This is a genomic window from Micromonospora sp. NPDC049645, from assembly GCF_040675155.1.
Classification (GTDB): domain Bacteria; phylum Actinomycetota; class Actinomycetes; order Mycobacteriales; family Micromonosporaceae; genus Micromonospora.
This window is the reverse complement of record NZ_JBFAOI010000002.1, coordinates 184,316-197,411: the sequence shown is the minus strand read 5'-3', so window position 1 is coordinate 197,411 and position 13,096 is coordinate 184,316. Positions and strand designations below refer to the sequence as shown.

Annotated in this window: 11 protein-coding genes and 1 pseudogene; 6 read left to right on the top strand and 6 right to left on the bottom strand. The window is 69.8% G+C overall.

Features of this window, described 5'->3' with window-relative positions; all coding sequences use genetic code 11:
• The first annotated feature begins 4 nt into the window (after nucleotides 1-4).
• On the top strand, nucleotides 5-898 hold the full coding sequence (locus AB0J33_RS06445; RefSeq protein WP_363610556.1) for an aminoglycoside phosphotransferase family protein: 894 nt from the start codon (nucleotides 5-7) through the stop codon (nucleotides 896-898).
• On the opposite strand, the gene AB0J33_RS06440 is transcribed toward AB0J33_RS06445, so the two are convergent.
• The gene (locus tag AB0J33_RS06440; protein WP_363610554.1) at nucleotides 895-1,935 is read right to left on the bottom strand and encodes a glycosyltransferase; all 1,041 of its coding nucleotides are present in this window, start codon (nucleotides 1,933-1,935) and stop codon (nucleotides 895-897) included. The two genes, AB0J33_RS06445 and AB0J33_RS06440, sit on opposite strands and share 4 nt — an antisense overlap.
• Nucleotides 1,936-2,025: 90 nt before the next feature.
• Between AB0J33_RS06440 and AB0J33_RS06435 the strand changes: the two genes are divergently transcribed.
• Nucleotides 2,026-3,441, top strand: a complete 1,416-nt coding sequence (locus tag AB0J33_RS06435; RefSeq protein ID WP_363610552.1) for a histidinol-phosphatase — start codon at nucleotides 2,026-2,028, stop codon at nucleotides 3,439-3,441.
• A 6-nt stretch (nucleotides 3,442-3,447) separates the two neighbouring features.
• Here the strand turns inward: AB0J33_RS06435 and AB0J33_RS06430 are convergent, their stop codons facing one another.
• The gene (locus AB0J33_RS06430; protein ID WP_363610550.1) at nucleotides 3,448-4,392 is read right to left on the bottom strand and encodes a phytanoyl-CoA dioxygenase family protein; all 945 of its coding nucleotides are present in this window, start codon (nucleotides 4,390-4,392) and stop codon (nucleotides 3,448-3,450) included.
• Nucleotides 4,393-4,640: 248 nt separating this feature from the next.
• On the opposite strand from AB0J33_RS06430, the gene galE reads away from it, so the two are divergent.
• Complete coding sequence (gene galE, locus AB0J33_RS06425) at nucleotides 4,641-5,681, top strand: UDP-glucose 4-epimerase GalE (protein ID WP_363610548.1); 1,041 nt, start codon at nucleotides 4,641-4,643, stop codon at nucleotides 5,679-5,681.
• A 74-nt stretch (nucleotides 5,682-5,755) separates the two neighbouring features.
• Here galE and AB0J33_RS06420 read toward each other — a convergent pair whose 3' ends face one another.
• Nucleotides 5,756-6,202: a VOC family protein gene (locus AB0J33_RS06420; RefSeq protein WP_363610546.1), complete on the bottom strand. Its 447-nt coding sequence runs from the start codon at nucleotides 6,200-6,202 to the stop codon at nucleotides 5,756-5,758.
• Nucleotides 6,203-6,466: 264 nt separating this feature from the next.
• Between AB0J33_RS06420 and AB0J33_RS06415 the strand changes: the two genes are divergently transcribed.
• Complete coding sequence (locus tag AB0J33_RS06415; RefSeq protein WP_363610544.1) at nucleotides 6,467-6,979, top strand: DNA-3-methyladenine glycosylase I; 513 nt, start codon at nucleotides 6,467-6,469, stop codon at nucleotides 6,977-6,979.
• 388 nt (nucleotides 6,980-7,367) lie between these two features.
• Nucleotides 7,368-9,038 (top strand): hypothetical protein, encoded by a 1,671-nt coding sequence (locus AB0J33_RS06410; RefSeq protein ID WP_363610542.1) that lies wholly within the window; start codon nucleotides 7,368-7,370, stop codon nucleotides 9,036-9,038.
• Nucleotides 9,039-9,292: 254 nt separating this feature from the next.
• Here AB0J33_RS06410 and AB0J33_RS06405 read toward each other — a convergent pair.
• From AB0J33_RS06405 to AB0J33_RS06395, 3 genes and pseudogenes are all read right to left on the bottom strand, one after another.
• Nucleotides 9,293-9,995: pseudogene (locus tag AB0J33_RS06405) on the bottom strand (FAD-dependent oxidoreductase); the annotation flags it as partial.
• Nucleotides 9,992-11,779, bottom strand: a complete 1,788-nt coding sequence (locus tag AB0J33_RS06400; protein ID WP_363610540.1) for a thiamine pyrophosphate-dependent enzyme — start codon at nucleotides 11,777-11,779, stop codon at nucleotides 9,992-9,994. The pseudogene AB0J33_RS06405 and the gene AB0J33_RS06400, both read right to left, overlap by 4 nt.
• A gap of 80 nt (nucleotides 11,780-11,859) precedes the next feature.
• On the bottom strand, nucleotides 11,860-12,228 hold the full coding sequence (locus AB0J33_RS06395) for a hypothetical protein (protein ID WP_363610538.1): 369 nt from the start codon (nucleotides 12,226-12,228) through the stop codon (nucleotides 11,860-11,862).
• A gap of 540 nt (nucleotides 12,229-12,768) precedes the next feature.
• Here AB0J33_RS06395 and AB0J33_RS06390 point away from each other — a divergent pair.
• On the top strand, nucleotides 12,769-12,927 hold the full coding sequence (locus tag AB0J33_RS06390) for a hypothetical protein (RefSeq protein ID WP_363610536.1): 159 nt from the start codon (nucleotides 12,769-12,771) through the stop codon (nucleotides 12,925-12,927).
• The last annotated feature ends 169 nt before the right edge of the window (nucleotides 12,928-13,096 follow it).

Below are 13,096 nucleotides of genomic sequence, written 5' to 3'. Positions count from 1 at the left end.
CGCGGTGACGAGAGAACGCATGCACGTCGACCAGGTCAACGTGGACGAGCACGTCGTCCGGGCCCTACTGCGGGACCAGTTCCCGCACTGGGCCGACCTGCCGTTGAAGCCGGTCAGCTCGTACGGCACCGAGCACTCGATCTTCCGCATCGGCCACGGTCTCGCCGGTCGGTTCCCGTTGCTGCCGGACGCCGGCTCGGCGACGGCGGTCGAGGCCCGGTGGCTACCCGGCCTGGCGCCGCTGTTGCCGTGCCGGGTGCCGGTCGTGGTCGCGCACGGCCGCCCGGCGCTGTCCTACCCGTTCACCTGGACGATCAGCGAGTGGCTCGACGGTGAGGACGGCTCGACCGCGACCTACGACGAGATGCGCCTGGCCCGCGACCTAGCCGACTTCCTGACCGCGCTGGAGCGCGCCGACGCCACCGGCGCGCCGTCCGCCCTGCCCGGTCAGCGGGGAGCGCCGCTGGCCGGTGTCGACGCGCCGGTCCGGCGCGCGATCGAACAGCTCGGCGACCGCATCGACGCCGCCGCCGTGACCAGATCGTGGGAGCAGTCCCTCGATGCCGACGAATGGCGCCGCCCCGGCGTCTGGACGCACGGTGACCCGCTGCCGGGTAACCTCATCTTCCAGGACGGCAGACTGACCGCGGTCATCGACTTCGGTGGCCTGAAGGCCGGTGACCCCGCCTGTGACCTGCAACCCGCGTGGAACACGTTCTCGGGGGCCAGCCGGCGGCTGTTCCGGGAGGCCATGGGCGTCGACGACGCCACCTGGTTGCGGGGGCGCGGCTGGACGGTCTACCAGACGGTGACCGGCCTGGCCTATTACTGGGACACCAATCCGCGCATGATCCGGCAGGTCTCCCACGCGCTCGACCAGGTGCTGGCGGACTCCTAGGCGAAGCGTCGGTAGAGCGCGAGGTAGCTCGCCGCCACGGCGGCCGGGGCGAAGCGCTGTCGGGCCTGGTCGGCGACGACCGCGCGGTCGAGCGCGAGAACGTCCTCTGCGGTCACGTCGGGGTGCCCGAAGTCGGGCACGACCAACCCGGTGACGTCGTGCTCCACCATCTCCGGCAGGGCGCCACGGGGGCTCACCAGCGCCGGCGTGCCCAGCGCCATCGACTCCAGGGCGGTGAGACCGAACGGTTCGTCCCACTGGCTCGGCACCACGGTCGCGAGGGCGCCCCGCAGCAGGTCCGCCTTGCGCTCGCCGGCCACGCCGCCGACGTAGGTGACGCCGCGCGTGTCGAGCAATGGTTCGAGGACCTCGTGGAAGTAGGGCCGGTCGGCCGGGAAGACCGGCCCGGCGATGATCAGGGGGAGGCCCCACCGGGCGGCCAGCCCGACCGCCAACTCCGCGCCCTTGAGGTGAGACAGGCGGCCCAGGAACAGCAGGTACTCCCCCCGCCGGGTCACCTCCGGCGCGCTCCGCCAGGTCTCGTGCGGTATCGGGTTGGGGACGGTGGCCACCACGTTGAGGTGCGGGGCGAGCCGTCGTTGGCTGTCGCTGATCGCCACGTACCGCGCGTCCGGGAAGTTCGCGAAGATCCGGTCCGACTTGCTGCCGGTGGCCGCGAAGCTGTGCAGCGTCGTCAGCATCGGCGTGGGGCAGACCTCGGAGAAGGCGATCCCCTGCGACAGGTGGTTGTGGACGAAGTCGTACTCGGCGGCCCGGGCGAAGGCCTTGCCGGCCTGGATGCTCGGCGCCGCCGGGTCCCACGAGGTGAAGTCACCGGTCTCGTCCGACGGGGCCTGGTGTTCGGCGAAGTGGAACTCCATCTTGCCGGCGGTGCGGCTCGTGCCCACGGTGAACGTGGTCAGCTCGACACCCAACTCGGTCAGCTCGCACGCGAGACTGTCGATGACCCGTTCGCTGCCCCCGTATCCCCCAGGGGGGACCGGAAGGTACGGGCCGGCGATCTGCAGCACCCTCACCCGATCTCACCTCCCACTGGCGACGCCCGGTGCGCCGGGCGCTCGGTCGATCTTCTGGCTAGGCTAGTGGAGATGGGTGTAGATGGCTCGATGACAGCGGATCGCCGATGGGTGGTCGGCGACCACCACGTGCACACGACGTTCAGCGTCGACGGCCGGCACTCGATCGCCGAGCAGGTGCGTGGGGCGCACGCCGGCGGCGCGGACTGGGTCGTGATCACCGATCACGGGTCGAGCGAGCACGTGGCGCGCGGCGAGGCGGTCCAGGCCGAGATCGCCGAGGCCCGGCTGGCCTTTCCCGACATGCTCATCTTGCCGGGGCTGGAGTGGAACGTCCCCGGCGCCGCGCACGGCACGGTGTTCACCGCCGTCGACCCGGGTTCGTCCGACGCCGCCCGGGAGTTCGCGGTCGTCCGTGAGTTCGAGGCGAAGTTTGACGGTGACGTGCGTGGCGCGCGCACCGGCTCGGCGGACGACGACGCGCTGGCGGTCGAGGCGTTGGAGTGGCTCGCCGACCGGGTCCGCGACGGCTCCGTTGATGACGCGGTGTTCCTCGTCAACCATCCGGCGAGCGACGGCTACAACCATCCCCGGCGCCTGCGCCGCTGGCGGGACGTGGCAGGCGGCGTCGCGATCGGCTTCGAGGGTGCGCCGGGCCACCAGGGCGCCGCGCTCTGCCCCGACGAGCACCGCGTGCGTGGCTTCTACAGCTACGGTCCGCGGCCGAACTCAGAACCGCGTTTACCGGAGGCCGCCTACCGCACCTGGGGCGGGTTCGACTGGATGACAGCCACCGTCGGCGGCATGTGGGACGCTCTGCTGGCCGAGGGCTCACGATGGTGGATCACCGCGAGTTCCGACTCGCACCTCAACCATGACGAGACGGCCCGAGACCCGGCGGCGTGCGACTTCTGGCCCGGTTCATACTCGCGGACGCACGTCGCGGTCGACCGGCTGACACCGGTGGGGCTGGCCCGAGGGCTCAGGCGCGGCCAGGTCTGGGTCGACCACGGCCACCTGCTCGGCGGCATCGACGTCCGCCTGCAGGCCGCGGACGACCGGCGGGGCGCCGGGATGGGCGAGACGCTGCGGCCACCCCGTGGGGCGGACCTCGAACTCGTGGTCACCGTCACCGCGCAGCACCGTCCCAACGCGGCGGGGTTCGTCCCCCGGCTCAACCGCCTGGACATCGTCGTCGGCGCCGTCACCGGGCCGTCCGGCGACGGCGACGGATTCGCCGCTCCAGACGCCCGCGTCGTCGCGCAGATCGACACCTCCGGGCGGTCCGGCACGTACACGTTGCGGCACCGCCTCGGTCCCGCCGAGACGGCGATGTACGTCCGGCTGCGGGGCACCGACGCGCGTCGCGGCGAGCCGGGGCTGCTCGGCGTGGGCATCGACCCGTGCGGGCCGGCGCGCGATCACCGGGGCGTCAACCCCTGGCACGACCTCTGGTTCTACACCAACCCGGTCCACGTCGAGCCGGTCGGTGACCGGGGTCGGTGACCGGGGTCAGGAGAACCGGTTCTCCCAGCGGGTCGTCAGCCAACTCGGCCGCTGGTAGCCGGTGTCGGGACCGTCGACTCCCCACGGCCAGCCGCCGAGTAGACCCATGAGCGCGGCGAAGCGTGACGAGTTGCGCTCCAGCATCTCGGGCGTGACCGACGCCCAAAAGAGTTCCTGGGGCATCAGGTGGAACCGCACCATCGGCATGATGAGCGTAATGCGCTCGCCGGGCGCGGTACGCGGTGTGGCGCCGTGCCAGAGCCCGCCGTGCCAGATGATGACCGAACCGGCCGGCGCCTCGACCACCTTGAGGTCCGGATGGTCGTGCGCCATCACCATGTCCTCCGGGACGTCGGAGCACAGCTTGTGGGTGCCCGGCACCACGCACACCGCGCCGTTGGCCCGGGTGTAGTCGGTCAAGCACCAGGTCACGGTGCCGAACTGGGCGTCGCTGGGCCAGGGCGCCGGCACCTTGCGGCTCTGGTCGGCGTGCAACTCGAATGCCGACGTGGAGGAGTCGTCCTTGATCGCGCCGGTGCACTGGCTGAGCTTCGCCCGGTATCCCATCAGGTACGCGACGAGAGCCAGCACCTGCGGCGACATGAGCGCCTCCTCGAACACCGGGTCGCGGTGGAGAATGTGGTACATCAACCGCCCGCGGGGCGCACCCTCGCCGAGCGCCTTCGGACGGTCCTCGGCGTCCAACCGGATGATGGCCTCACGCAGCCGCACGATGAGATCGTCCGGCGCGGCCACCCCGGGTGGCAGCACGGTGTAGCCGTTGGTCTCCAGGTCCGCGGCGTATCCGGTCAGGCCGAGCCGGTGCAACTCGTCACCGACCGATCGCTGCGCCTCCCAGCCTGCGGGCAGGGGGTCGCGTTCCACCTTCGCCGCGGCGAGCCGGCGGAGTTCGGCGAGCTCGCGGAGCACGGAGACATGGTCGATGGGCATCGGCGGATCCCTTCCGTTTGATGGCCTCCCGCCGATGGCATACCCATCCATGACTGATGTCAAATTGACGAGTTTCGTCACGTGGCATCGACGAACTCCGTCGTCCACGGTGTCGTGCGAGTCTCGGGCATCCGTGCGAGGCTCGGGTGACGGACCGCCATCGGGTGACCGGCGGCCGCCGCCTCAGGCCGCCCCGGGCACCCGACCGAGCCGTTCCGACAGCGTGGTCGACCGAAAGGGACGTCGCCGTGAAGGCACTGATCGCCGGCGGTGCGGGCATCATCGGCAGTACCGTCGCGTCCTACCTCACCGACTCGGGCCATGAACCCGTCATTCTCGACAACCTGGTCACCGGCCGCCGCGAGTTCTGCGCCGGCCGGACCTTCTACGAGGGCGACATCGCCGACGCGGTGGTCGTCAACCGGATCTTCGACGACCACCCCGACATCGCCGCCGTCGTGGACTGCGCGGCGTTGATCGTCGTGCCCGAGTCGGTGGAACAGCCGATCCACTACTACCGGGAGAACGTCACCAAGACCCTGGAGTTCGTCGATCACCTCATCGACCGGGGCGTCAGCCGGTTCCTGTTCAGCTCCTCCGCCGCGATCTACGAGCCGGGGGACGACCTGAGCGTGGACGAGAACTCCCGCATCAACGCCCGTAGCCCCTACGCCCGCACGAAGATGGTCGCCGAACAGATGTTGACCGACATCAGTGCGAGTACGCCGCTGCGGGTGTTGTCGCTGCGCTACTTCAATCCGATCGGCGCCGACCCCAAGATGCGCAGCGGGCTACAGGCCCCGTCACCGAGCCATGCCCTGGGCCGGTTGATCGAGTCGTACCGCGCGGGCCGACCGTTCGGGGTGACAGGATTGGACTATCCGACGCGGGACGGGTCGGGCGTCCGCGACTACGTGCACGTATGGGATCTGGCCGCCGCTCACCTCTGCGCGTTGCGGGTCTTCGACTCCCTCTTCACCGACTCGCGCTACAAGGCGATCAACCTCGGCACGGGCACGGGCACGACGGTTCTGGAGTTCGTCGAGGCGTTCAACCGGGTCGTGGACACCCCGGTCGCGGTGGAGCCGGCGCCCCGGCGCCCCGGTGACACGGCCGGCGCGTACACCCGGAGCACCCGGGCCGCCGAACTGCTCGGCTGGCAGTGCGAGCGCACCGTCGAGGACGGCATCCGCGACTCGCTCACGTGGTTCGCCCGGCGCGGTGAGGTGCTGCCGGACCTCGCCGGTCAGGACGTCGCCGAGCCCGCGTGTACCACGTTGGCGAGATGACCGCCTCCCGCCGGGCCGCCGGTCGTCGGACCGGTGGCCGTCGGCGTTCCCCGGAATGGCCAAGTGGCGTCGGCTCAGTCCTGCTCGTCGTAGAAGCCGCAGGCCGGCGGTAGGGTCCAGTCCACCGGCGGGCCCTGTCGCGCAAAGACCTCCAGCCGGATCCCGTCCGGGTCGTGGAAGAAGATCTGGCCGCTCGCGGCGGCGCCGCCCGGTGCGGCGGAACCGGCGCGGATGACAACTCCGGCCGCCCGCAGCGCCGTCTCGACCTCAGCCAGACCCGGCAGGTCGGCCACCTCGAACGACAGGTGATGCAGGCCCGCCCGCCGGCGCGCGAACGACTCGTCGCTCTGCTGCCAGAGGGTGAGCAGCACCTCGCCGTCCTGACCGAGGTGGACCCAAGGACGATCGGGGTCGACCGACGCCCGGATCACCTCGAGGTTCAGCGCCCGCTGGTAGAAGGCCGTCGAGCGGCGTATGTCGGAGACGTTGAGCCCGGCGCTGCCGGTGCGGATCGCGACCATGGCCCGACCCTAGCGGCGCTGTCCGCCGCGCGGACGGCCGGCGTGTCTCGCCTCGGGTAGCGTCGCGTCCCGGTGGCAGACCGGGTCAGGCATGGAGACGCCGGACCGACGGCAACAGACGACGACCACCGTCGTCCCTTCGCCCGCACCCCCTGGGTGAGGGCGAGCAGACCAGGCTGGTGGCACCGTCGTCGGACCGGACGGACTCGCCCGTCCGGCGTTGGCCTCGGCGGACCCGCTAATGCGGGACTACTACGACACCGAATGGGGCATGCCCGTACGCGACGAGCGCGGCTCTACGAACGCCTCACCCTCGAAGCGTTCCAGGCCGGTCTGTCCTGGGCCACGATCCTGCGGAGACGGCCGGCGTTCCGGACCGCGTTCGACGACTTCCACCCCGACGTCGTCGCCGGATACACCGCCCGGGACGTCAACCGCCTGATGGCCGACACGGGCATCGTACGCAACCGGGCGAAGGCCCTCGCCACGATCGGCAACGCCACGGCCACCGTGCGGCTACGAGACGCCGGCGGCCTGGTCGACCTGGTGTGGTCCTCCCAGCCGACGACCACTCCCCGCCCGCGGCACTTCGCCGAGATCCCCACCGAGTCGGCCGAGTCACTGGCGCTGTCGAAGGCCCTGCGGGCCCACGGTTTCTCCTTCGTCGGACCGACCACCATGTACGCGCTGATGGAGGCCATCGGCATCGTCGACACCCACCTGCTCGACAGCCACCGGCGCGGCAGTTCCAGCGTCCGGCCTCAGCAGCAGGCGTAAACCGCGGGCGCGCAACCGCATCCCCTCCCCTACGTGTCCTGTTCCGACAGCCGCAAGATGCGCCGCCGCACCGATCGCGACTCCTGACATGACGCCTTCGATAAACAGCCGTAAAGCCCGGCTACCCGACCGGCATTGATCGAAGGTCTTGACTCTATGCGCAGCCCTGCCCATGATTTACTGCGGCGGTTCAAAAGTGAGGGTCGATGTGATGACGCAGGTAGAGCCACCGGCAGGAGGCACCACATCCGACGCCACTCTCCGCGAGATTGGACGAACTAGCCGACTCGCGCGTGCCAGCTCAGCAACGAGGGACTGGCTGACACGTGGGGCCCATCGGCGGGAACTGAGTATCGCGGGCCTCGGTTCGGTGCTCCTCGCTGTCGCGATGATCTGGCTGATTCCGCCGTACGCGGCTCGCGTGTTGAGTGCCGGCGCCAAGACCGTGCCGATCGCCGACCCGGCCCACACCATCGTCGGTGACGTGGGTGACCCGACGGCCCAAGCATGGCTGGTGGGATGGGGTGGCCACGCTCTCACCCACGGTCTGCGTGACCTGTGGGACACCAACGCCTTCTATCCCGACACGTACGGCCTAGCCCTGAACGACAGCCTGCTCGGTTATGCCCCGGCAGGACTGATCGGCAGCGGTGTCGTAGGCGCCGTGCTGCGCTACAACATCCTGTTCGTGCTGGCTTTCGCGCTCGCCTTCCTCGGCGGCTACGCGCTCCTGCGCCAGCTCGGCGCGAACAAGGTCGCCGCCGCGGTAGCCGGGGCCGCCCTCGCCTACGCACCCTGGCGCTACGGCCACGACGGCCATCTGAATATTCTCTCCACCGGTGGTATCACTCTGGCCCTGGCGATGCTGGCGCGCGGCCATGGACTCTCGTTCACCCGCGGCTACCTTGCCGAACGAGTCCGGCCGGGCTGGGCGTTCGCTGGCTGGCTGGTCGCGGCCTGGCAGGTCAGCCTAGGATTCGGCGTGGGGCTGGGATTCGTGTACGTCCTCGCCGCCCTCTGCCTGATCACACTGATCGCCTGGCTGATCCAGCGCCCACGCCTGAGCCGCCGGCTAATCGTCAGTGATCTGATCGGCGGGCTGGTCTTCACCGCGGTGACCGGATACTTCGCGTACGCGTACCAACACGTGCGCGAGCTCAACCCAGATGTCACCCGGGACTGGGACTACGTCGCGTTTTTCTCCCCGACACTGCGCGGGCTTCTCGTGGCACCGCAGTCGTCGCTGCCCTGGGGCACCCTGCACAACGACGCCCGCACCGCTCTCGGTGATGTACCGACTGAGAAAGTGCTGCTGTGCGGGTACGCACTGTACATACTGGCCTTCGCCGGCCTGTTCCTATCCCGCTGGTCACCGGTGCAACGGCTTCTGCTGCTGTCTGGGGCGGTCGTCGGAGTGTTGTTCGCGCTGGGCACGAACGGGCCGATCTACCGCCTGCTCTATCTCTACGTGCCCGGGTTCGATGGATCCCGTACGCCAGGCCGGTTGATCTTGTGGCCCACCCTCTGCCTGGCCATCCTCGCGGCCGGCCTGGTCACCCACCTGGCCGAGGTGGCTCGCAGGGGTGCCAAGCCGGAATGGTCGGTGAGCGCGGCACGGTTGCTGACCGTTCCGTTGCTGGTCCTCGTGCTAGCTGAGGGCCTGCCTAACCTGAACCACCCCCAAACCCCAGCCAAACCGGCCGCGATGGCGCTAGCCTCCGCGCACGCTCCGACCATGGTATTGCCGTCCAACGACGGCATCGACCTCCACGTCCTACTCTGGTCGACCGACGGTTTTCCCACCATGGTCAACGGTGCGGCCAGCTACACCACACCCAACCGTCAGGCGATCCGCGACGTTATGGCGACCTTCCCCAGCCAGCCGGCCTTGGATCGGTTGCACCAGCTCGGCATCCGCAGCGTCGTCCTGCTGCGCGACCGGGTCCCAGGCACCCCGTACGAACCACTGCTTAACATCCCCGACGTACCCGGCATCACCCGCCATGACGTCGGGCCAGACGTGGTTTACACCATCGACACCAACCCCAAGAACCCCTAACACCGCAACGCGGCAATCAGATGCTCCGCCGCACTTCGGCCTCCGCGAGCATTGCGCCGAGTCACACGTGCGTCTTGACGTACGCCGCCAACTGCTCGATCTCCGACGGCGTCGGCTTGCCCAGCCTGCGCTGCCCCCAGTGCTCCACCACGCGGTTCCAGTAGGAACCGTAGGCACGTCGAGTTCCGGTTGTCACCCCAGCCGACACCACAGGGACGTATTCGGCGAAGGTCGGCGACAGAGGCCGAAGCGCGGCGGGTGCGGATGTCGGCCAGGTACTCGTCGCGCAGCGCCTGCAACTGCCGGTAGATGTACGACTTGCGGCCACCGTCGCGCTGGATCCGGTCGTACTCGTCGTCGGTGGTCTCCCCCACCCACATTCGGGTGCCGTCGTAGAGCAGCACCTCCAGCTCCACGATGTTGTCGACCACCTTGCCGGTGCGCTGGGCGGTGGCACCGCAGGAGTTGTTGCCGAGCATGCCGCCCAGCGTGCAGTGGTCGCGGGTGGCCGGACACGGTCCGTACAACAGCCCGGTCGGCTGGAGCTCGGCGTTGAGTTCGTCGAGCACGATGCCCGGCTCGACCAGACAGGTCCGCGTCTGTTCGTCAACCTCGATCAGCCGATGGCAGTACTTGGACCAGTCCAGCAGCACTGCGGTGTTGCTGCACTCACCGGCGAGGCTGGTGCCGCCGCCGCGCGAGGTCAGGGGCGCCTGGTGGCGGCGGCACACCGCGACGGCGGCGACCGCCGCCTCCACTGTGCGGGGTACCACGATCCCGAGCGGCACCTGGCCGGTAGTTGGAGGCGTCGGTGGAGTAGGCGGCGCGGGAACCGGCGTCGAAGCGGACCTCCCCGTCGACCTCGTCGCGCAAGTCGGCGGCGAGGGCCCTCAGGTCGATGTCGTGGCTCGGTTCGGGCGGGCGCAGGACGGGTTCGGGCAGGAAGATGTCGTTCACGAACGCAGCTCGTTGAACTTGTCGCGGGCGACGGTGGCCACGGTGGCGACCTTGTGCGGCTGGCCGCGGAGGAACGCCTCGGTGAAATGTTTGGCCTGGTCATACTTGATTTTTCCGGGCATTGGCGGTTCGTTGGGGTTGACGTCGCAGTCCACCAGCGCCGGGCCCGGGTGCGCGAGCGCTTCCCGGATCGCGCCCGGCAGCGCCTTCGCGTCGGACACCTTGACTCCGAACGCGCCGCAGCCGCGCGCCCACGTCGAGAAGTCCGCCTCCGGCTGGCGGTGCCGCACCGCGTACTCGGGGTAGCCGAGGATGATCTGCTCCCACAGGATCTGCCCGTACGAGTTGTTGTTGTTGATCACCACTTTGATCGGCAGGTCGTGCCGGACCGCGGTGAGGAACTCGGCCATCAGCATCGCGAATCCGCCGTCGCCGACGAACGCGATCACCTGCCGGCCCGGGTAGGCGTGCTGCATGGCGATCGCGTAGGGCAGGCCGGGCGCCATCGTGGCCAGGTTGCCCGACAGGTAGTACTCCCGGTCGCCGCGGATGGTCCAGTGCCGCGCCGACCAGGTGGCGATCGTGCCGGAGTCGCAGGTCAGGATGGCGTCGTCGGCGGCCGCCTCGTCGATGCAGCCCATCAGATACTGCGGCGCTATCGGCGACCGCTGCGGGTCCACCAGGCTGGTCATCTCGGACCGCCAGTTGTTCATCTTGCGCTGATACTTCTCCAGAAACGAGCGGTCCGCACCGTGGCCGAGCATCGGCAGCAGGTCTCGCAGCGCCAGGCGGGCGTCCGCGCAGACGGGGGCCTCGACCGGCAGCCGCATCCCGATCAGGCTGGGATCGACGTCGATCTGGACCACCTTCGCCTGCCCCGGACCGGGCAGGTACTTCGCGTACGGGTAGGACGTGCCCACCATCAGGAGGGTGTCGCACTCCTCCATCAGTTCCTCGCTCGGCGCGGTGCCGAGCAGGCCGAGCCCACCCGTGGTCAGCGGGTGGTCGTCGGGCACCACCAACTTGCCCGGCAGCGTCTTGACGATGGGGCTGGCCAGCGCCTCGGCCACCGCGAGGACCTCCGCGCGGGCGCCACGCGCACCGACACCCACCAGCATGGCGACCTTTCGGCCGGCCTTGAGCACCTCGGCGGCCTTCGCCAGCTCCCGCGGGTCCGCCGGTAGCTGCGGATACGACACCACCGCCGCGCTCATCGGCGGCTTTCCCGGACTGACGTGCCGGTACGGGTCCTCGTCGGCCGCCGCGACCTGGACGTCGTTGGGGAACGTCAGGTGCGCCACCGTCCGCTTGCTCAACGCGTTTCGGATGGCCAGGTCCACCACCGCCGGCATCTGCTGCGGGTTGGTGACCATCAGGTTGTACGACGCGACGTCCTGGTACAGCTGGGTGGTCTGCACCTCCTGCTGGTAGTGCGAACCCAGCACCGAGGTCTCCTGCATTCCGGTGAGCGCCAACACCGGCACGTGATCGAGCTTCGCGTCGTAGAGCCCGTTGAGCAGATGAATCGCTCCGGGGCCGGAGGTGGCGCAGCAGACCCCCAGTCGGCCCGTGGCCTTGGCGTAGCCGGTGGCCATGAACGCCGCCGCCTCCTCGTGGTGCACCAGCACGAACCGCAAATTCTCCCGCTGCCGGCGGAAGCCCTCCATCAGGCCGTTGATGCCGTCGCCGGGCAGGCCGAACACGGTGTCGACCCCCCACGCCACCAGGCGTCGGGCCAGGCTCTCGCCCACGATTTCCTGCACCTCGTCCTCCTCTTCGGTCACGGCGATGCGCACGGTGTCAGGCCCACTCGCTGGCGTACCCGGCCCCGGAGATCCGCTGCCTGCTCCGGGGTTGAGCAGCGTCAGGACCGACGCCGGGACCGGGCCACCAGGTAACCGAGGAGCAGTCCGCCACCGAGCAGGGCCACCACGCGCGGCGTGATCGCCGAACGCAGTTTCCCGAGGCCTGCCTTCGGGTCCACCACGCTGCCGGCCACATCACCCGCCGTGCCCACCACCACGTCACCGAGCTTGCCGAGATGCACCCGACCCACCACCTTCCCGAAGCCGCCGGCTACCCGGCGGGCCGCCGACGAAACACCCACGCGTCCCGACCGGTGAAGACCGTGGTCGCGGAAGTGGCGCTTCAGCTCGCCGAGGATGGCCGGGGTGGCGTAGCCGGCATCGGTCCCGAGCCTGTCGGGCGGCCGGGCCGCCGTGTCACGCAGCACGGCAAACAGGTCGACGACCGTTGCGTCGGACCGCAGCAGGGACAATGGTCATGTTCGCCGGGCGGACCTGGGCAGCGTTGCGGGGGCAAGGCGGCTTGCCCTCGGCTAGGCGGGCGCGAATCGCGGTGAGCCGGGCGTCGAGGATGGGGACCTAGTGGTCACCCGGTAGCGGGGTGCGTCGCCGTGGGCGTCAACGGCGGTCAGCAGCAGGTGGGCCTGCTCACCGGCACCTATCGCAGCTTCCCCAAGCCGGCACGACGCGGCGCTCACCACCATTACCGGGAAACCGCTGGACGCGGGTGACACGTTCGCGCAGATCCTGGAGTTGGTGCTGGCCGCGTACTCGGTGGCGGTGTTCGGCACGCTCGCCGGCGCCCTCGGCGCGTTCTTCCTCAACCGAGAGCGGACGGAGGACGAACGCGGTCGACCGGACGAGTAACCGCGCGCGACAGGGGCGCCCGTTTGACCCCGACCGGGAAGGGAATGTGACGCGCCTCGACGGCGCGGAACAGCCGTGCCGCGTTACACGGGGAGGCCGACATGGATGACCGCGAACGCCTGCACGAACTCCGTCAGCAGGCTCACGACGCCGGCATTGAGGGCAACTCCAAGATGACCGAGCAGCAGTTGCGCGACGCGCTGCGAATGGCGGGCAAGGGCGAGCAGCCGCAGATGGCCAAGCACAACGCCAAGCGGTGACGCCGGCGGCTGGCGGCAAGGGCCGTCCCGCCGGTGCCGCCAGCGCCTGGCCAGCTGATGTCGAGGCTCAAGATTTCGGCCAGAACCGCCGACAACAGCGGGGCGCGGCCCACCCGACGTCGCCACGGGTCGCGCCGAGGCACACCGCCGGCTTGCCATCGCTGACGCG

What these genes read in the sequence shown, in the direction of transcription:
- AB0J33_RS06435 (WP_363610552.1), top strand. Translation starts at nt 2,026, where the DNA reads ATGACAGCGGATCGCCGATGGGTGGTCGGCGACCACCACGTGCACACG.
- AB0J33_RS06430 (WP_363610550.1), bottom strand. Translation starts at nt 4,392, where the DNA reads ATGCCCATCGACCATGTCTCCGTGCTCCGCGAGCTCGCCGAACTCCGC.
- AB0J33_RS06420 (WP_363610546.1), bottom strand. Translation starts at nt 6,202, where the DNA reads ATGGTCGCGATCCGCACCGGCAGCGCCGGGCTCAACGTCTCCGACATA.
- AB0J33_RS06415 (WP_363610544.1), top strand. Translation starts at nt 6,467, where the DNA reads ATGGGGCATGCCCGTACGCGACGAGCGCGGCTCTACGAACGCCTCACC.
- AB0J33_RS06410 (WP_363610542.1), top strand. Translation starts at nt 7,368, where the DNA reads ATGATCTGGCTGATTCCGCCGTACGCGGCTCGCGTGTTGAGTGCCGGC.
- AB0J33_RS06390 (WP_363610536.1), top strand. Translation starts at nt 12,769, where the DNA reads ATGGATGACCGCGAACGCCTGCACGAACTCCGTCAGCAGGCTCACGAC.